Here is a 19,180-nt window from a genome sequence, read left to right as displayed (position 1 = left end):
ATGCTGTAGCTTTCTGTACTTGTGTGAAAAATAATGTGATTTTTTTTACAGGTGGAAATAAGAAACTGGTATGCTTTTTGATGTATGTCGCCAAACCGTGGTCATGGGGGCCGCGGGCAACGCATCCAAGGAGGCTTTATGGGAACACCCCGCCATGGACCTTGGCTCAAGTGGCTGGCGGGCGGCGTTGTGGCGGGCATGGCGCTTTTGGGCGTGCTGGCCTACGCCATGACGACCACGGACAGTCGGCCTTTTTGCTCCACCTGTCACATCATGGAAGAGGCCGCCGTCACCCAGAAGAAAGGCACGCACGCGCGATTGGCCTGCAACGAATGCCACGCGCCGCACAACCTGCTGGTCAAGCTGCCATTCAAGGCCCAGGAGGGCCTGCGCGACTTTTGGGGCAACATCACCGGCAAGGACGTGCCGCACCCCGTCAGTCTGCACACCCGTGACGTCGTCAATGCCAACTGCAAGGCCTGCCACGCCCAGACCAACGTCAACGTGGCCAGTATGGACGCCAAACCCTACTGTGTGGATTGTCACCGCAACGTGGCCCACATGCGCATGCGGCCCATCAGCACAAGGACGGTAGCCTATGAATAAGACCGTAGTTTCTCCTCTTTTTGCCGGGGCCGCACTGCTGGCCGTGCTGGCGCTTGGCGGCTGTGAAGATGTTTCCACCGAGCTCAAGGCCCCCACCTACAAGACGGGCATTGCCGCAACGGAAACGCGCATTTCCGCCTTCAAGGCAGCCTTTCCGCAGCAGCACGCTTCGTACATGAAAAACGACGAAGACAAGGTGATGACGGAGTACAAAGGCTCCGTGCCCTACCACAAGAACGACGGCGTCAACCCGCTGCCCAAGGGCTTCAAGCACGCCCAGCCCTATCTTAAAAATCTCTGGCTGGGCTACCCTTTTATGTATGAATACAATGAAACGCGCGGGCACACCCACGCGGTGGAAGACTTTGTCAATATTGATCGCCTCAACCGCTTTGGCGCGGACGGCAAGGGCAACATGCCCGCCACCTGCTGGAACTGCAAAACGCCGCGCATGATGAACTGGATCGCCCAGTACGGCGATTCCTTCTGGTCCAAGGACGTCAACGAATTTCGCGGCAAGGAATCCATCGACGCCAGAGACGAAACCATCGGCTGCGCCAACTGCCACGACCCGGCCACCATGGAGCTGCGCCCCTACTCCGAGCCTCTCAAGGACTGGCTCAAACGCAGCGGACAGGACTGGAACAAGCTCAGCCGCAACGAAAAACGTACCCTGGTCTGCGCCCAGTGCCATGTAGAATACTACTTTACCCACCAGGACAACGGCCCCAAGCTGCGTCCGGTCTTCCCCTGGGACAACGGCAAGAACCCCGAAGACATGTACCAGTACTACAAGAGCCACGGCCCCAAGGGCCCCGACGGCAAGCCCGGCCCCTTTGTGGATTGGGTGCACGCCGCCTCCAAGGTGGGCATGATCAAGATGCAGCACCCGGATTACGAAACCTTCCAGGACGGCCCCCACGGCGCAGCGGGCGTTTCCTGCGCCGACTGCCACATGCAGTACGTGCGAGAAGACGGCAAAAAGGTTTCTAGCCACTGGATGACCTCGCCCATGAAGGATCCTGAAATGCGCGCCTGCCGCCAGTGCCACGCCGACAAGACTGCGGACTACCTGCGCAGCCGCGTGCTCTATACACAGGAAAAGGCGTACAAGCAGCTCATCAGGGCCGAGGCGCTTTCGGTCAAGGCCCACGAGGCCGTACGCCTGGCCAATGCCTATGAAGGCCCCCGACCCGACAACTATGACGCTCTTATGACCGAAGCCCGCGAGATGGTCCGCAAGGGCCAGCTCTTCTGGGACTACGTTTCGGCCGAAAACAGCATGGGCTTCCATAACCCCGTGAAGACCATGAACACGCTGGCCGTGTCGCTGGAATGCAGCGAGCGCGCCGTGGCTCTGGCCACCGAGGCCACGCAGTTCACCATTGCGCCGATCATGGCCAAGGACATCAGGGAAGTGGTGCCGCCCATTCTGGAGCTGAGCCGCAAGCTGCAGCAGGACGGCGAGTTCCTGCAAAAGAACCCCTGGACCAAACTGCTGCCCGTGCTGCCCAAGGCCGACCAGGTCTGGGACGGGCAAAACCGCCTGGAATCCAGCGCCGCGCCCCGATAGCACGCGCGCGTACTTCCTGACCGCTGCGGCGGGGGTGGACCTTTGCGGTCTGCCCCCGCCTTTTTTTGTCCACGCGCGGCGGGCCGGTTCCTCTCCAGCCTGGCAACAGATTGTGCCAAATGGTCCAAAGTTGACAGCCAGAGGTCCAAAGCCTACAAAACTGGTCTAATTACGATTGACATGCAACAGTCACGGTTTCGCCGGGATCGTGTTAATGGAGGGCCTGATGCGCCGAAGAACCTTCCTTTCCCTTTGCTGCGTGAGCGCGGCCGGTCTGCTTGCAGATCCGGCTCAGGCGGATGCGCCGCAAGGCCCGCGTTACGCCATGGTGGTGGATCTGCGCCGCTGCGTGGGCTGCCAATCCTGTACCGTGTCCTGCGGGGCGGAAAATGCCGTACCCCTGGGCGAGTTCCGCACCACGGTCAACGAATACGCTCTGGGCGGCGATCCGGCCGCCGGTCACGCCCCTGCCCTGGCCGTGCTGCCGCGTCTCTGCAACCATTGTGAAAATCCCCCTTGCGTGCCCGTATGTCCGGTGGGCGCCACCTACAAGCGGAAGGACGGCTTGGTGCTCATCAACGCCGCCACCTGCATCGGCTGCGGCTTTTGCGTGCAGGCCTGTCCGTATGACGCGCGCTTTCTGAACCGCGAAACCCACACGGCGGACAAGTGCACCTTCTGCGCCCACCGCATGGCCGCCGGCCTGCTGCCCGCCTGTGTAGAAAATTGCGTGGGCGGCGCGCGCGTTTTTGGCGACCTGCACGACCCCCTAAGTCCGGTCAGCCGCCTGCTGGCCGCCTACACGGGCAAGGTGGCCGTGCTGTATCCTGAAAAAGACACCAGGCCGCACGTCTTCTACCTCGGCCTGGACGCACGCTTCATCCATGCGAACGGCGTGCCGGAGCCGCTGCCCGTGGATCCGGCAGGGAGGGCCAGCCATGACTGAATTTCTTGACCTCGTGCCTTTTGCCCGACCGCCCCAGTGGGGGGCTTGGGAACCCCTGGCCCTGACTATGATCCTGACGGGCGGCGTAGCCTTGCCGGCCGCGGGGCTGGCCGCCTGGCACGCCGCCGCTTCCTGGGCCTACCTCTTTGCCCTCACGGCCCTCTGCGCCCTGGCCTGCGGCCTTTTGGGCGTGTTCGTGCCCCTGGAACAGCCCTTGCGCGTCTGGGAATTTGTGGCCCATCCGGCTTTTTCGTCGTGGACGGCCTGGGGAGCCTATATTCTGCCCTTGGCCCTGCTCTGCTCCCTGGCCCTGCTCTGGCTGCACCGGCGCAAGGAACCTGCGGTCCGCACAGGGGGCCTGATCGCCCCGGTCCGGCTTGCCCTGGCGCTGGCCGCCCTGATTTTGGGGGGACTGGTGCTGGCCTATGCCACGGGCGAGCTGCGCGCCTGCGTGGGGCGTCCGCTCTGGTCCGCCCTCTGGGCCACGCCCGTGTTGCTGGCGGGCGGGACCGCCGGGGCTGCAGGCCTGGCCCTGTTGCTGGCCCTGCGCCTCTGGCCCGTGCTGGGGCGCTGCTCCGCCCCGCCGGAAGGCCTGCGCCGCACCGCGCCCGCCCTTGTGCCGCTCTGCGCTCTGGCCGCACTGCTGCTGCCCGCGCCCCAGGGTTTTGCCCCCTTTGTGGGACCTTGGTGGCACGGGCCGGAAACGCTCATGGTCCTGCTGGGGCTGACGGCCCTGCTGCTGCACAATACGGGGCGCGGCGGCCGGACGGCCTGGGGGCTTGCCGCGCTGCTGTCCGGCGTACTTTTGTTGTGGAAGATTGTACACATGGGGGAAATCTTTGGGCGCAACGCTGCGCTGTATCCGGCGCGTGCCGCCTTTTTTGACCTGCTGCGGCCGGACGCGCTGGCCGCCTTTGCCGGCACGGCGGGGCTGGCCGTGCTGGTGGCCGTGCTCCTGCCCCGGCTGTTGCCGCCGGCCGCCCCCACTCTGGAAGGATAGGACCATGGACGCGAAGAAACGTAAATTTCTGGGCACAGGCGCGGCCCTGCTGGGCGCGGGGGCACTGGCCGCCGCCTCGGCCGGTGCGGGCAAGAACGTTCTGGACGGCATTATGCGGGGCACGGCGGGCATGCCCGTGCGCGACCCCGTGAACAAAAACGCTCTGGAACCCGAATACTCGGTGGACGCCCAGGGGCAGGTCAGTCCCGGTCAGGGCGTCCGCACCGCCTTCAATCTCTGTTGGGGCTGCACCACGCTCTGTGGCGTGCGTCTGCACATTGATGCGGGCAAGGAGCAGGTGACGCGCGTGGCGGGCAATCCCTACAATCCGCTGGCGTCCTCCCACGCCTTGCCCATGCAGACTCCCGTAAGCGAAGCCCTGCGCGCCCTTTCCGCCAGAGCCGACGCGCCTGAATCCCCCCTGGCCGGGCACAGCGGGCGGGCCGCTGTTTGCGGACGCGGCGCGGCCATGACCGACGCCCAAACAAACCCCTTTCGCGTGCGGCAGTGCCTTAAACGGGTAGGCAAGCGCGGCGAAGGCCGCTGGAAGAGCATCTCTTTTGAGCAGCTGGTGGAAGAGGTGGTGGAAGGCGGAGACCTGTTCGGCGAGGGGCCGGTGGACGGCCTGCGCGCCATCCGTGAAACACCCGGCCCAGCCAATCCGGAACACCCGGAGTTCGGCCCCCACGCCAACCGCCTGCTTCTGACCTACGCCTTTGACGACGGGCGGGAGGTCTTTTTCTTCCAGCGCTTCGGCATCCAATCCTACGGCACGCGCAACTTCGGCAAGCACGGGGCTTACTGCGGGCTTTCCTTCCGCATGGGTTCCGGCATGGCCCTGAACAATCTGGCCACCAACACGCACGCCAAGCCGGACTTTGAGCACTGCGAATTTGCCTTATTCTGGGGCACGGCCCCGGCCCAGGCGGGCAACCCCTTCAACCGCTCGGCCCGCATGGTGGCCGAGGCCCGCACCCTGGGCAACCTGCACTATGTGGTCATTGACCCGGTACTGCGCCTTTCCGTCACTGACGCCGCGCGCGACCGGGCCCGCTGGGTGCCTGTGCGGCCCGGCACAGACGCGGCCCTGGCCCTGGGCATGATCCGCTGGATTCTGGAAAACGCGCGTCACGACGCGGCCTTTTTGAGCCACCCCACCCTGGAGGCCGCCACTTCTGCCGGGGAAGCGGCCTTTTCCAACGCCACCCACCTGGTCTGCCTTTCCGGCCCGCAGCAAAACAAAATACTGCGCCTGCCCCCCACGGGACAAAAAGGCCCGGACGGTACCCCCCTGCCCGGCGAGCCCCTGGTCATGAGCCTTCAAGGAGAGCTGACCCCGGCGGGGCAGTGCCCCACGGCGGCGCTTTTCTTTCGCGGCGAGGTAACGCTGCCCGACGGAACCACGGCCACAGCGGCCACGGCCCTGCAGTTGCTGAAGGAAGAAGCCTGCGCCCACAGTCTGGACGAGTATGCCGCGCTTTGCGGCGTACCGCGTGCAACCATAGAAGACCTGGCGCGAGAGTTTACCGCCCACGGCAAGCGGGCCGTGGTGGACGTGCACGGCGGCATGATGAGCCTTTCCGGAATGAATGCCACCTTTGCGGCCCTGACCCTGAACACGCTTATCGGCAACCTTAACGTTAAAGGCGGCGTGGCCGTGCCCCCGCCGAACTTCCACAAGGCCGCCTATGCCGGGCCGCGCTACGATCTGAACAACTTTCCCGGCAAAAAGGGACCGCAGGGCTTTCCGGCCAACCGCTGCCGCGCCCCCTACGAAAAATCCACGGCCTTCCGGAAAAGGAAGGCGGCGGGCCTCAATCCTTATCCGGCAGATTCACCCTGGTTTCCGCTGACGCCCCCCAATATGCCGGGCGAGCATCTGCTGGGCCACGCCAACGGCTATCCCTTTACCTTTAAAGCCTGGATCAACTGGACGGGCAACGTGCTGTACGGCCACGGCGGGCTGCACAAGGTTATGGACCCGCTGTTGCGCGAACCCAAAAATCTGCCCCTAATCATCGGCATCGACGCCTTTCACAACGAAACCAACGCCTATGCCGACTACCTGGTGCCGGACCCCTGCATGTACGAGGGCTGGGGCGGCTTTGCCGGGGCCTGGTGCGGCGTGCTTACCCGCATGTCCACGGCCCGCTGGCCTGCTGTGGCCCCGTCGCAGCAAAAGACCGCCGAAGGACAACCCGTGTGCATGGAGCAGTTTCTCATTGCCGTGGCCAGACGCATGGATCTGCCCGGCTTTGGGGATAAGGCCATCCCCGGCGCGGACGGCGCGCTGCACCCCCTGAACACGCCGCAGGACTATTATCTGCGCTTGGCCGCCAACATGGCCTTCGGTAAGGGGCAGGTTCAGGCCGCACCCAGTGCGGAAGACACGCGGCTTTCGGGCATCGGGCGCATTTTGCCGGACATTACGGCCGTGCTGCCGCCCGAAGAACGCGGCCCCGTGGCCCGCATCTACAGCCGGGGCGGCCTCTTCGCGCCCTTTGCCGCCGGCTACGACGGCGATAAACTGGGCAGCCGCTGGACCCGCGCCTTGTGCGTATACAACGAAGACGCCGCCAAGGCTGTGCACTGGCAGACAGGGCGGCACTACAGCGGCCTTCCTACCCTGCGGACCGGAGAATTCAGCGACGGCACGCCCCTGCGGCAGCACTGGAGCGAGCGAGACTATCCTTTACTGATGATTTCGTTCAAATCCAACCTGATCAATTCCTACGCCATTGTTTCGCCGCGTCTGCGGACCATCAAACCAGTGAACATGGTCCTTCTGCACCCGCACGACGCCCGCGCCCTGGGCGTACTGCAAGGGGAACGCGTGCGTCTGGTCAGCCCCGGCGGCGCGACTGAAGCGCAGGTCACGGTGACGGAAACAGTTATGCCCGGCGTAGTGGCCGTAGAACACGGCTTTGGGCACAAGGCCCTGGGCGCCGCCGACGTCTGGGTGGACGGAAGGCGCATCCCCGCTGTACCTGGCTGCGGCACAGGCATGAACCTTAACGACCTTGTGCCCGGCGACCCCAGCCGCAAAGGCGTTACCGCCCTGACCGAAAGCGATTCGGGCAGCGCTGTGCGCCAGGGCATTCCTGTCCGGGTGGAACGGCTCCGGGGGTAGCGGCGCTACGCGCCCTCCCGGTCCTGGAGCCTGGAATTCCATATGCGCCTACACGGGCGGAGAAAGCTGCACCAAAGGCTTTCTCCGCTTTTTTTGGGAGCGGTGAGCGACCCGCCCCTTTTCCGCGGGCTATCGCAGGCTATTGCAGCCGGAAATCAAAGGGCAGCAGCACCACCGTGCGCACGGCCCGACCGTCCTTGCTGCCGGGACGAAAGCGCGTGCGCTGCGCGGCCTCCAGGGCGGCGTCCTCAAAATAGCCGCGCGGATTGGCCGCGTGGACGGCGCAGGGGCCCGGCAGGCCGGAAGATTCCACCACCAGCCGCACCACTACCCGGCCTTCCAGGCGGCGGCTGCGGGCGCTGTCCGGATAATGGGGCCGTACCGGACGGGTGACGGCCGGAGGCCTGTCCAGCTGGCTGGGCGTGTAAAGGGCCTCGCCCCGAATCTCGCCCTGGGCCGCGCCGGGCGTCGGGCCGGGCGTGCCTGCGCCCAAGGCCGTTGCCGGAGCGTCGGCGGCTGCTTTGGCCGGACTTGCGGCAACGGGCGCGGAACCGGCAGCGGCAGGCCGGGCAGGATTTGGCTTTACGGGCGTAGGCCGCACGGATGCGGGCCAGGCCGGCGCGCGCGGTCTGGGAGCAAGGGCGGCGTTTTTGCGGGGCACGGGGGACGGGGTAACGGCTTTGGGGGCCAACGCAGCCGCTTCCGCGGCAGACAGCGTTGACGGCGGGGCGGGCGCGGCGGCTGTGGGCGCGGCAGGGGCCGCAGGCATGGAAACCGCCGGGCCGGGCAGCAGGCTGACCAGAGTGACCCGCAGCAAGGGGACGGGCTGCGGCCCGCCGCCGGTCAGCGGAGCCGCCAACGCCAGGATGACCAGAGCGGCGTGCAGCAGCAGGGAAGAGAACACCCCTCTGCAGCACGCGAGGCGGCCGCCGGATTCCGGCGCGGGCAGAGCAGGCAAGACCGCCGCCTCCGACGCGCCCACTCCGGGCTCCGCAGCCATAGCCGGAGCGCCGACGGCGGAAACCGTCAGGACGGGAAGCGGGAGGGGATGCGCGGAACGACCCATGCCGCAGACTCCTTATCTTACCTTCAAATGCGTTGTTACGCGCCGGCCCCGCCTTGCGGGCGGCAGAATGTGGCGGCTTTTAGAGCAGTTAGCAAATGAAATGAGCTAACTGCTCTGCAAGGATTTTCTTGAAAATCCTTGCCACGAAATGCGAGAAGGCAGGCTTTTGCCTGCCGTAAGCGAGCATTTCAAGTGTTACATGCTCTAGAGCAGATTACCTTTGAAAAGAGGTAGTCACAAAAGTTTACGGCACACGAGTTCCGGCGCTTACCCGCGCAAATACATAGCGGTGCCGTCTTCATCCGTAGCCAGCGCCGCTGTCTTTGCCCGGAACTTCCTTCGTCGTAGCGGGCCAAGCTCCTGCGACGTAACGGCTAAAGCTGCGCTTGCGCCTCCATGGCGGGCGTCTGCTCACACAACTGCTAGGGCATTGCAACGTTGCAATGCCCTAAAGTTATCTTTAAAATAATCGTAACACTAAAATACGATAAAAGCAAGAGCCCGGCCGTGCAGCCCGGGCAAGCCGTCAGACCGCCAACGCACGTTCAGGATAAACCGGCGCTAAACCGCCGCGCTCTTCAGGTCCGCTTCCGAATCCTTGTCCTCGGCCGGCAGGTAGGGCACATAGGTCGGGTCCGTGCCCATAATGTGCTGCACAAGCCAGTCTTTGAGGAAGGTAAGCAGCTCCATGCTCACCGTGGCCGTGCCGTTTTGCAGTTCCTGTTCCACTTCGTCCAGCTTGGCCACAAATTTTCTGTGGATTTTGATATGCTCCTGCGTGCCCCGGTAGCTGGTGGGAGCAAAGAGCTTTTCTTCGTCGCTGAAGTGGGTGGCCGTGTAGTCGCGCAGTTTTTTGACAATGGCCTGCAGCTCCTTGCTGGTGCGGTTGTGGGCCATGGCTTCGTAGAGCTCGTTAATATAGCCCACCAGCATCCTGTGCTGACGGTCCACCATGGGCACGTGCAGGTCCAGCTTGGGCGTCCACTGCACAAACTGGTCTGTGGCGGCCTGGTCGTAGTCGCCGCTCACCAGGGCGTTGACGATCATGTCCAGCTCTTCCATGCCGCTTTGGAAGGTAAGCAGGGCTGCGGTAAAGTTTTCCATGGCCGTGGCCGTGTTTTCGGCCACATTGCGGATTTCTTCCAGCGCGCCGTTGGTGCCCGCGCTGTTTTTGGACTGCCCCGCCGCGTTGTCGGCAATGACCTGCAGGCTGCCGGCCGTTTCCGTCATGGCATGGATAATATCGCGCATGAAGTTGCCGGCGCGCGAGGCCTGCTCCGCGCCGTCCACGCTAAGCTGGGCGGCCCTGTCCACCGTAAGCACGTTGCGGCGGGTTTCGTCCTGAATGGCCCGCACGGCCTCTTCCACTTCCTTGGTGGCGCCCATGGTCTTTTCAGCCAGTTTGCGCACCTCGTCGGCCACCACGGCAAAACCGCGCCCGGCCTCGCCGGCCCGTGCCGCCTCAATGGCCGCGTTGAGCGCCAGCAGGTTGGTCTGATCCGCCACTTCATTGATGACGGACATGACCTGGCCGATGTTGCTTGCCTTGTCGCCCAGCCCGGCCATAGCTTCCTTGAGCTGCACAATGGTGTCCTTAACCCGTTCAATGGAGGCCACGGATCCCTCCACCTCGCGCTCGCCCGTGGCCGCGCTGGCGCTGGAGTTCTGGGCGCTGTCCGAAAGTCCACGCACCTGTACCGAAGCCTCGCTGGCCGTGGCGGCCACCCGCTTCATGGCCTGTGCTGTTTCGGCCAGGTGGTCGCGCTGCACCTCCACCCCCTTGTTCACGGCCGTAATCAGATGCGAAAGGCCGCGCACCTCTTCAGAAAGTTTGTTGCAGACCGTGTGGGCCTTGTGCAGCACGCTGCCCCCCTGCTCGGTCTTTTGCTGCAAGGCTTCCTTCTCTGCCTCCAGCGCCGTCAGCCGACTGTGCAGGTCCGCATTTTCCTCCTGCAGCCGCACAAGCGCGGCGTCGTTTTCCGGTTGGCGGGCCGTGGCCGCACGCAGCTGCTCCAGGCAGTGCAGGGCGCGTTGTGCGGCATCGCCGTGCAGGGCATTATCGCCGACGTCAATAAGCGTGCCTGTGTAGTCGTAGAGTTTCCGGCTTTGAGCGCGCGCCTGCAGCCACAAGGCCATGTCGGCCAGAGCGCAGAGGGCCGCGAGCCCAACAAAAATCAGCCTGTCGCCGCCAAGATCCGCGTAAAAAGTCAGGGCCCCCAGAATCGCCAGCACCAACACCTGCAGTCCAATACCCATAACCAACCCGCCTTATGTTGCGCGTGGCCGCGCGTTGCATCTGCCGACGCGGCCCTTGCTTGCTTATCGGCCGATTCAACTCTATTCTTAAGGGGCCGTGCACAAACCACAACTGACGCGGCCCGCCCCCAGGCGGAGCGTGAGGAGGACATATGGAAACAGCCGATTTCCGCGGCCTGGCCTGCCCCCTGCCGGTGGTGCGCTGCCGCGACCTGCTGCGGGCGGGCGCCAAAGACCTGCGCCTGCTGGTAGACAACGAACCCGCAGTGGATAATGTAAGCCGCTTTCTGCGCGGCCAGGGCTTTGCCGTGAGTGTGGCGCAGGAAGGACCGGCCTGCTGGAGCCTTACGGCCAGCGCCGACGAAGCAGCAGGGCAGCCGCCCGCCGCGCCGGAAGCCCGCCCCGCTGCCTCTGCGGCAAAAAACGGCCCGCGTACCCTGGCGCTTATCACCACGCCCACCCTGGGCAGGGGTGATGACGGCCTGGGCGCCAAGCTCATGACCAACTTTCTGACCACCCTGCCGGAACTGGGCTCCCACCTCTGGCGGGTGATCCTCATCAACGGCGGCGTCACCTTGGCCGCCACACCGGGCCCGGCCCTGGAGGCTTTGCAGCGTCTGGCCGCCGACGGCGTTTCCGTGCTGGTCTGCGGCACCTGCCTCACCCACTACGGCCTGCTGGAAGCCAAGGCCGTAGGCGAAACTTCCAACATGCTGGACATTGTCACCAGCCTTGACCTGGCGGACAAAATCATCCGGCCCTGAACCAGACCTTTATGCTGCCCCCACGCCGTCGGCCGCTGCGGTACGGCGACAAAAAACAGACAAAACGTTCGGGCGTCACAAGACCCACGGCGGCCGTTTTTTTGACTTTTTTTAGAAAAAATTTCATGCTAATCCATTGAAATAAAAAGTTTATTCACAGTTTGACACAAACCATTTACCTACGGTACACTTGATGCATCAGAAAAGGCATTCCCCGGGGAAACCGGCGGAACGGGGCGCAAGGCGCTGCCGCCGCCAGAGGAAGGTTTCTGGGGTCAGGACTGCGGGCGCGGTCCGTCCGGCAAATTCGCCGGCCAGCCTCGAACAACAACAAAGGAATGGTCATGCAGTATTCACGCTGGCTTTTTGTGCCGGCGGTCCTGGCAGCCTGTATGCTCCTGGTCGCTCCCCTTAAAGCCGACGCGGCTTCTTCCGGCGATGCTTCCGTCAAAAAGGTTTCCGCTTCTTCCAAAGCCGCCTCCAAAAAATCCGCTTCCAAAGATGTGCGCAACGCCAAGCGCAACGTCAAAAAAACCTCCGCCCAAAAGCAGAAAACGCAGCGCAAAAACGGCAAAAAGCAAAGCCGTGTGACGCGCGAAAGCGTGGACAGCCGTGACGTGTGGCTGCGCCGCGCCCAGGAAAGCGAGATCATGACGGGCAAGGCCTCCTGGTATGGCCGCGACTTTCACGGCGGCCCCACGGCCAGCGGGCTCAACTACGACATGTACACCTTCACCGCAGCTCACCGCACTTTGCCCATGGGCACCGTAGTGCGCGTCACGGACCAGGAAAACGGCAAAAGTGTCATGGTCTGTGTGACGGACCGCGGCCCCTTTGTACGCGGTCGCATCATCGATCTTTCCTACGCCGCAGCCCAGCAGATCGATATCGGCAACAAGGGCGTGGGGCGCGTGGCCCTGGAGGTTGTCAGCGACGAAAGCGGCACCCCCCTGAGCCCCGATGAAGCCTATTACGTGCGCTACAAGGCCGCCATGGGCGATGAGACCCTGGGCCCCTACCGCGCCTTTGCCGATGCTGCCGCCATGCACGAAGCCGTGCGCCAGGTCCACCCAGAAGCCGTGGTGGTGCTGGGCAACGCGGCCCAACGCTGACAAAACCCCAGGCGGATTGCCCACGGGCCCGGGCAAGGACGCCGGCCCACCCTTTACAGGGGGCCTGTCCCCCGCATACACTTGTGCCTATGGTCAGACTGTGGCTTTTTTTGCTCTGCTGCCTGCTTGTGGTCGCTTTTGCGGCCGCGCCCGCTGTTGCGGGCCCGACAGGTGCGGACCAGCCCCAGCCTGCCGCGCCCGGCAAAACCGGCGCTAAGGCCCGGCTTGTGCCGTCCAAAGCGGGCACGCCCCAAAAATCTTACGCGGGCAAGAAGGCCCCGCCCCGTCACCCGGTTGCCCACCGCCAGGCTCAGGGCTTGCACGCCCGCCCGTGGGCCTTTGGCCCGGCGGATTCCAGCCGCAACGCCTGGCAAAAGGGCCTGCCCTCCGAAAATCTGCAGCAGCGGGCCGTAGGTAAAAAATCCGGTAGTGTGGACACGGCCGCCGGCATCAATTCCGCCTTGGACAAAGCCCAGCAGGAAGAAAAAAAACGGGGCGGCATGAACGTACAGGTGGCGGACGAAAGCGCCTCCTGGCGCGAATCCCCTGCCGACCCAAACAGCGCCCCGGACGAAAATCTGACCCTGGAAAGCCGCCATGTGGTGCGCGCCTATGCGGATATGGCCCCCTCGGAGGATCTGAGCATCGGCGTGGGCCCAGAACTCATCCTTAAAAACGAACAACGCGAACGCCCCGGCAACAACCGCCAGCCCGATTCCCAACTGGGCCTGGGCATGCAGTTCAAACTGGACTTCTGAACCGCCCTTGAGCGCCTTACTCCTAGAGCAGGTTCCACACTGTATCCGCAGGCAGGCCTGCGCCCCGGCAGGACACGCGGCCCCCACGCCGTCTTCTCGGACCAGAATCAAAAAGATGCGCCGGAGGGCGACGCATGGGGCCCCGCACAGATCCGCCCGGCATCAGCCCCAAACCCTGCGCCAACGCGGGCAGTCTGCGGACCCCACCGGGCTGCCCCGGCACTGGTCCGCAACCCCTGATAAAATCCCTGCGGGATATCCCCTTGACAGCAAGGACGAAGGTCTTTACTTCTTTTGTGAAAATGGATTTCAATTTTAATCCCCGGCCATGCCGGGAGGAGTTCGCCTCATGAGCAAGGTTCTCATTCTCTACGGTTCCAGCACGGGCAACACGGAAAGCATCGCCCAGAAGCTCGCGGAGCTTATCGGCGCGGCCGGGCACGACGTGAAGCTGCTCAACGCTGCCGAAGCCTCGGCGGACAATCTGGCCGACGGTTACGACGCCGTGCTCATGGGCTGCTCGGCCTGGGGCACGGACGACCTGGAAATGCAGGACGACTTCGCCCCTCTGTTTGACGAATTCGACCAGATGAACCTCAAGGGCCGCAAGGTGGCCGCCTTTGCCTCCGGCGACCGGGAATACGAACATTTTTGCGGGGCCGTCAACGCCATTGAAGAGCGCGCCAAGGATCTGGGCGCCACCATCATCGCCGAAGGCCTCAAAATGGAAGGCGACGCCATGAACGACCCCGACGCCGTGGCCTCCTTCGCCGAAGACGTCCTCAAAAACCTCTAGCCCGTCCCGCCAGGGCGCGCGCCGCACGCGAGCCCGCGCGACAACCTCCCCCTCATAACGCACAAGGCCGGAGAACCTGCAGGTTCTCCGGCCTTGTGGCGCAGTATCACGCTGCCGCGCTACGCCTGCGGCCTGCCGTGCGGCAGCAGGCGGGCGGCGAGCAGCAGCTTGTAGGCCGCCGGCAGAATGAACATGGACAGGGCCGCTGCGCTGATCATGCCGCCAAACATGGGCGCGGCAATGCGGGTCATGATTTCCGAGCCCGTGCCCGCCGTCCAGAAGATGGGCAGCAGGCCCGCCACAGTGGTTACGGCAGTCATGGCCTTGGGGCGCACGCGCAGCACCGCGCCGTCGTGGATGGCCTCGTCCAGCTCTGCCGCCGTGGCTGTGGCGGGCGAAGCCAGACCTGGCCGTTCCGCCACGGCGTGTTTGAGATAGATGAGCATGACTACCCCAAACTCCGCCGCCAGCCCGGCCAAAGCAATATAGCCCACCCCCGTGGCCACGGACATGGCGTACCCCTTAAGGTACATGAACCACACCCCGCCCACCAGCGAGAAGGGCAGGCAGAGCATGATCAGCAGGGATTCGCGTACGCTTTTGAACTCCATGTAGAGCAGCACAAAAATGATCAGCAGGGTGGCGGGCACCATAAGCGTCAGCCGCTCCGTAGCCCGTTCCAGCATGGCGTACTGCCCGGTGAAGGACACGCTCACCCCGGCAGGCAGGCTGATCTGCTCGCGGATGGCCTTGTCCAGGTCACGCACCACGGAAACCATGTCCCGCCCGCGCGCGTCAATGTATACCCAGCCGGCCAGGCGCGCCTGCTCGCTCTTGAGCATGGTGGGGCCGGAGACCATACGCACGTCGGCCACGTCGCCCAGGGTGATCTGCTCCCCGGCGGGGGTCAGCACGGGCAGGCTCTGCAGGGCGGGCAGACTGTCGCGGTACTGCTGCGGATAGCGCAGATTGATGGGGTAACGGGCCACGCCCTCCACGGTCTCGCCAATCTTTTCCCCACCCACGGCGGAAGAAACGAAAAGCTGCACGTCCGCCACGTTCATGCCGTAGCGGGCCGCACGCTCCCGGTTGACGCGCACGTCCACATAGCGGCCGCCGGTAAGGCTTTCGGCCAGGGCGGAAACCACGCCGGGCACGCTGGCGGCCACATGCTGCACCTGCAGGGCCGTGGCGTCGATCTGCGCCATGTCCGGCCCGGACACCTTGACGGCTATGGGGCTTTTTACGCCGGTGGAGGTCATATCAATACGGTTGCGGATGGGCGGCACCCAAAGGTTGGCCATGCCCGGCAGACGCACGGCCGCGTCCAGCTCCTCAATGATTTTCTCAATGGTCATGCCTTTGCGCCACTGCTCGCGGGGTTTGAGGCGGATGGTGGTTTCCAGCATTTCCACCGGTGCGGGGTCTGTGGCCGTTTCGGCCCGGCCCGCCTTGCCGAAAACCGTATCCACTTCCGGCACGGTTTTGATCATTTTATCCGTCAGCTGCAGGATGCGGCCCACCTCGGCCACAGAAACGCCCGGCAGGGTGGAAGGCATGTAGAGCAGATCGCCTTCGTCCATATGCGGCAAAAATTCGCCGCCCAAGCGCGCAAGGGGCCAGAGGGTGGAAAGCAGCACCAGCAGGGCCACGACCAACGTCGTCCTGGGCCTGTGCAGCACGGCCCGGATGGCCGGATTGTACAGCCGGATGAGAAAACGGCTGATGGGGTTTTTCTCCTCCGACGGGATATTGCCGCGCACCCACAGGCCCGTGAGCACAGGGATGACCACCACGGACAGAATGGCCGAAGCGCCCATGGCATAGAGCTTGGTCAGGGCCAAGGGGCGGAACATCTTGCCCTCCTGCCCTTCCAGGGCAAAGACCGGAATGAACGACAGGGTGATGATGAGCAGGCTCACAAACAGGGCCGGGCCCAGTTCCACCGCCGCATCGGTGATGATTTCCCAGCGGCGCGCCTCGGTCAGGGGTTCGCCGGGCGAGGCGTCCGCCCAGCGGCGCAGCTTGCGGTGGGCGTTTTCCACCATAACCACCGAGGCGTCCACCATGGCCCCCACGGCGATAGCTATGCCGCCCAAAGACATGATGTTGGCGCTGATGCCTTGATAGTACATGGTGATAAAGGCCGCGCAGAGGGCCAGGGGCAGGGCCAGCACGGCCACCATGGCCGAACGCAGGTGCAGCAGAAAGAGCGCGCAGACCACAGCCACCACCAGGAATTCTTCCTTAAGTTTATCCGTAAGGTTGTCCACGGCGCGCTGGATGAGCTGGCTGCGGTCATAGGTAGTGACTATTTCCACGCCCTGGGGCAGACTTTTCTTCAGCTCAGTCAGTTTTTCACGCACGGCGTTGATGACCGCGCGGGCGTTTTCGCCCGAACGCAGCAGCACAATGCCGCCCGCCACCTCGCCCTGGCCGTTAAGCTCCACCAGGCCCCGGCGCATTTCCGGGCCAAGACGCACCGTGGCCACCTGCTCCAGATAGACGGGCGTGCCGTCGGCGGCGGTTTTGAGCACGATCTTGCGAAAATCGTCCAGACTTTGCAGATAACCGCCCGCGCGCACCATATATTCGGCCTCGGCCTGCTCGATGACGGAGCCGCCGGCCTCCTGGTTGGCCTTGCCCACAGCGCTGGCAATAGCGCCCAGGGGGATGTTGTACTGCGCCAGCTTCACTGGGTCCGCAACGATCTGGTATTCCTTGACCACGCCGCCCACCGAAGCCACCTCGGCCACGCCGGGCACGGCGGCCAGCTCAAACTTAAGCATCCAGTCCTGCAAAGAGCGCAGCTCGGCCAGGTCGTGTTTGCCGCTTTTGTCCACCAGGGCGTATTCATAAATCCAGCCGATGCCCGTGGCGTCCGGCCCCAGGGCGGGCGTCACGCCATCGGGCAGCCGCCCCTGCACCTGGTTCAGGTATTCCAGCACACGGCTGCGGGCCCAGTAGAGGTCTGTCTTGTCGTCAAAAATGACGTAGACATATGAATCGCCGAAGGAAGAATAGCCGCGTACGCTGGTGGCCCCCGGCACAGAAAGCATGGCCGTGGTCAGCGGATAGGTGATCTGGTCCTCCACCAACTGCGGGGCCTTGCCCGGATAGGACGTCCGGATGATGACCTGGGTATCCGAAAGGTCGGGCAGGGCGTCCACAGGCGTATGGTAAACGGCCCAGGCCCCCCAGACGGCCAGCAGAACGGACCCCAGCAGCACAAAAAAACGGTTGCGCACGCAGGCGCGGATAAGAGCGCCGATCATGATCCCTGCCTCCCGCCGGACGTCGCAGCGCCCGCGCCGCTTTGGCCGTGATCGGGGGCATGGCCCGCCCCCGTTTGCGCCGCCGGGACAGACGGCGCATCCTGTGCCGTCTGCGGTCCACCCGAAGGCGCAGCACCTGCCGGAACTGCGGAACCGGCCGCCGGGGCCGCCGCAGTTTCCGCCGGGGCGACGTTTGCCCGCATCTTTTCCAGAGCGCCGCGCAGATTGGCTTCGGAATCAATGAGGAAGAGGCCTGTAGCCACCACGTCCTCCCCTTCCTCCAGGCCGGAGGCCACGGCCGTCTGCTCCCGCGAGGAGCGCAGCACCTCTACCCGCCGAGGTACAAAGCTGCCGTCTGCCGCGCGGACAATGACGCGCTGCTCCTCGCCGAAGTCGATGAGGCTCTGGGTGGGGATGAGCAGGCTTTCCGGCCCGCTGCCGCGCAGGCTTATGGTGGCGGTCATGCCGGGCCGGAGCAGCCCTTCCGGATTGCGCACGCTGAGGCGCAGGGGCACGGTGCGCGTGGCCGGGTCTGCGTCGGGCAGCAAGGTGAAGGATTCCGCCTGAAAAACCCGGTCCGGATAGGCCGCCACGCTGAGGCGCACGCGACTTCGGCCCGTCAGCAGGTGTACGTCGCTTTCCGGCACGTTGGCCGTTACCCATACGGGGTCCACGCCCTCTATGACGGCAATGGTCTTGTCCTTGCCCACGTTCATGCCGGGGTACACGTCCAGCGCGGTGATGATGCCCGCCACCGGAGCCTTGAGGGCCATGCGGGTCTGCACCCGGCCGGTCCTGTCCACGGCGGCCAGCATTTCTTCCGGCATGCCCGTAAGGCGCATTTTTTCCCGCACGCCGCGCACCACGGCGGGGTCGCCCTTCTGCGCCTTGAGCAGCAGGTATTCGCTCTGGTCCGCTGCCCACTGGGGCACGGTGATTTCCGCCAGGGACGCGCCCTTGGCTATGGCGTCGCCCACAGCATAGGCCTGGATTTTTTCCACAAAGCCTTCAGCCCTGGGCTGCACCCTGGCCATACTGTACTGGTTGTAGCTGATGTTGGCGGGCAGCTGCCGGGCAAAAATCAACCGACCGCGCCGCACCTTTTCCGTGCGCACGGCCAGGTTCTGCACCTGGGTTGGGTCGATGCGCACGCCCGCGCCATCGCCTGCGTCGGCATAGCGCGGCACCAGGTCCATATCCATAAAGGGCGATTTGCCCGGTTTGTCAAAGTGGGTGCCCGGATACATGGGGTCGTACCAGTACAGCACCTTGCGTTCGCCCGTGGGCGCGGCAGCCGTGCTGCCGCCGGGGGCCTCGCCCCCCGCGGCTCCCCCGTGTCCCCACAAGGCGTAGCCCAAAGCCAGGCCGCCTGTAAGCAGAGCAGCGGCCAGCAGCAGATGTTTCGCAGTCATGGCGTATTCCTTTGCGGCGCGCGGACAGGCGTCCGCGCGCCGGGCTTGGCTTTGTTAGCGGCGTTCCAGATCCACGATGACGGCCTTGGTCCCTTCCATACGGAAGTCAAAGCGCACCGCGTCGCCGGGCTTGAGACCATCCAGCAAGGCGGCGTCCTCCACGGCGAAGCCCATGGTCATGGCCGGCCAGTTCAGAGCTGTCACCGGGGCGTGCTTGATGACCGCCCTGGGCATGGTCGCGTCCACGCTCACCAGCGTCCCCTGGGCGGTATACACCTGTCCGGCGTCGGCTGCGGGGGCGTCGTGGCTCATGCCGGCCATCGGGCCGTTCTGCGTCATATCGACGGCCGGGGCCGCGCCGTGGGCCGCGTGGTCCAGGCTCTGGGCGGCAGAAACGTTGCGGGAAACAAGGCCAAAGGAGAGGGTCAGGGCCAGGGCTGCGGCAAAAGCAAAGATACGGGTATTCATGATCTTCCTCATGGTATG

The 19,180-nt window shown here is 64.5% G+C and carries 14 protein-coding genes; 9 read left to right on the top strand and 5 right to left on the bottom strand.

The window, feature by feature from the left end; genetic code table 11:
* Window positions 1-138 precede the first annotated feature (138 nt).
* The 5 genes from J7I12_RS11810 to J7I12_RS11790 all read left to right on the top strand — a co-directional run bounded on the left by J7I12_RS11810 (window position 139) and on the right by J7I12_RS11790 (window position 7,255).
* Complete coding sequence (locus J7I12_RS11810) at window positions 139-606, top strand: cytochrome c3 family protein (protein WP_118230182.1); 468 nt, start codon at window positions 139-141, stop codon at window positions 604-606.
* Window positions 599-2,179: an ammonia-forming cytochrome c nitrite reductase subunit c552 gene (locus J7I12_RS11805; protein ID WP_118230183.1), complete on the top strand. Its 1,581-nt coding sequence runs from the start codon at window positions 599-601 to the stop codon at window positions 2,177-2,179. The genes J7I12_RS11810 and J7I12_RS11805 overlap by 8 nt, the downstream gene beginning before the upstream one ends.
* Window positions 2,180-2,405: 226 nt before the next feature.
* On the top strand, window positions 2,406-3,125 hold the full coding sequence (gene dsrO, locus J7I12_RS11800; RefSeq protein WP_118230184.1) for a sulfate reduction electron transfer complex DsrMKJOP subunit DsrO: 720 nt from the start codon (window positions 2,406-2,408) through the stop codon (window positions 3,123-3,125).
* A complete protein-coding gene (gene nrfD, locus J7I12_RS11795) occupies window positions 3,118-4,125 on the top strand; it encodes an NrfD/PsrC family molybdoenzyme membrane anchor subunit (protein ID WP_288908453.1) in 1,008 nt (335 codons plus the stop codon). Before dsrO ends, nrfD begins: the two co-directional genes overlap by 8 nt.
* A gap of 4 nt (window positions 4,126-4,129) precedes the next feature.
* Complete coding sequence (locus J7I12_RS11790; protein WP_302548420.1) at window positions 4,130-7,255, top strand: molybdopterin dinucleotide binding domain-containing protein; 3,126 nt, start codon at window positions 4,130-4,132, stop codon at window positions 7,253-7,255.
* A 139-nt stretch (window positions 7,256-7,394) separates the two neighbouring features.
* Here J7I12_RS11790 and J7I12_RS11785 read toward each other — a convergent pair whose 3' ends face one another.
* On the bottom strand, window positions 7,395-8,321 hold the full coding sequence (locus J7I12_RS11785) for an energy transducer TonB (RefSeq protein WP_302548418.1): 927 nt from the start codon (window positions 8,319-8,321) through the stop codon (window positions 7,395-7,397).
* 561 nt (window positions 8,322-8,882) lie between these two features.
* Window positions 8,883-10,577: a bacteriohemerythrin gene (locus J7I12_RS11780; RefSeq protein ID WP_302548417.1), complete on the bottom strand. Its 1,695-nt coding sequence runs from the start codon at window positions 10,575-10,577 to the stop codon at window positions 8,883-8,885.
* A 152-nt stretch (window positions 10,578-10,729) separates the two neighbouring features.
* On the opposite strand from J7I12_RS11780, the gene yedF reads away from it, so the two are divergent.
* The 4 genes from yedF (at window position 10,730) to J7I12_RS11760 (ending at window position 14,007) form a co-directional block, all read left to right on the top strand.
* The gene (gene yedF, locus J7I12_RS11775) at window positions 10,730-11,341 is read left to right on the top strand and encodes a sulfurtransferase-like selenium metabolism protein YedF (RefSeq protein ID WP_118230189.1); all 612 of its coding nucleotides are present in this window, start codon (window positions 10,730-10,732) and stop codon (window positions 11,339-11,341) included.
* A 344-nt stretch (window positions 11,342-11,685) separates the two neighbouring features.
* Window positions 11,686-12,453, top strand: coding sequence for a septal ring lytic transglycosylase RlpA family protein (locus J7I12_RS11770; RefSeq protein ID WP_118230190.1), 768 nt, complete (start codon window positions 11,686-11,688; stop codon window positions 12,451-12,453).
* A gap of 83 nt (window positions 12,454-12,536) precedes the next feature.
* The gene (locus tag J7I12_RS11765; protein WP_130957901.1) at window positions 12,537-13,211 is read left to right on the top strand and encodes a hypothetical protein; all 675 of its coding nucleotides are present in this window, start codon (window positions 12,537-12,539) and stop codon (window positions 13,209-13,211) included.
* A gap of 349 nt (window positions 13,212-13,560) precedes the next feature.
* Window positions 13,561-14,007: a flavodoxin gene (locus J7I12_RS11760; RefSeq protein WP_118230192.1), complete on the top strand. Its 447-nt coding sequence runs from the start codon at window positions 13,561-13,563 to the stop codon at window positions 14,005-14,007.
* A gap of 119 nt (window positions 14,008-14,126) precedes the next feature.
* Here J7I12_RS11760 and J7I12_RS11755 read toward each other — a convergent pair whose 3' ends face one another.
* Genes J7I12_RS11755 through J7I12_RS11745 form a run of 3 tightly spaced genes read right to left on the bottom strand, consistent with a single transcriptional unit; the run spans window position 14,127 to window position 19,162 of the window.
* On the bottom strand, window positions 14,127-17,282 hold the full coding sequence (locus J7I12_RS11755) for an efflux RND transporter permease subunit (protein WP_118230193.1): 3,156 nt from the start codon (window positions 17,280-17,282) through the stop codon (window positions 14,127-14,129).
* Window positions 17,279-18,694: an efflux RND transporter periplasmic adaptor subunit gene (locus J7I12_RS11750; RefSeq protein WP_118230194.1), complete on the bottom strand. Its 1,416-nt coding sequence runs from the start codon at window positions 18,692-18,694 to the stop codon at window positions 17,279-17,281. The genes J7I12_RS11755 and J7I12_RS11750 overlap by 4 nt, the downstream gene beginning before the upstream one ends.
* Before the next feature lie 54 nt (window positions 18,695-18,748).
* The gene (locus J7I12_RS11745; RefSeq protein ID WP_118230195.1) at window positions 18,749-19,162 is read right to left on the bottom strand and encodes a copper-binding protein; all 414 of its coding nucleotides are present in this window, start codon (window positions 19,160-19,162) and stop codon (window positions 18,749-18,751) included.
* Window positions 19,163-19,180: the final 18 nt, after the last annotated feature.

Origin of the sequence: Desulfovibrio diazotrophicus (assembly GCF_902498985.2) — a bacterium.
GTDB lineage: Bacteria > Desulfobacterota > Desulfovibrionia > Desulfovibrionales > Desulfovibrionaceae > Desulfovibrio > Desulfovibrio legallii.
The sequence above is the reverse complement of the archived record's forward strand: the minus strand, read 5'-3'. Positions and strand labels throughout refer to the sequence as shown.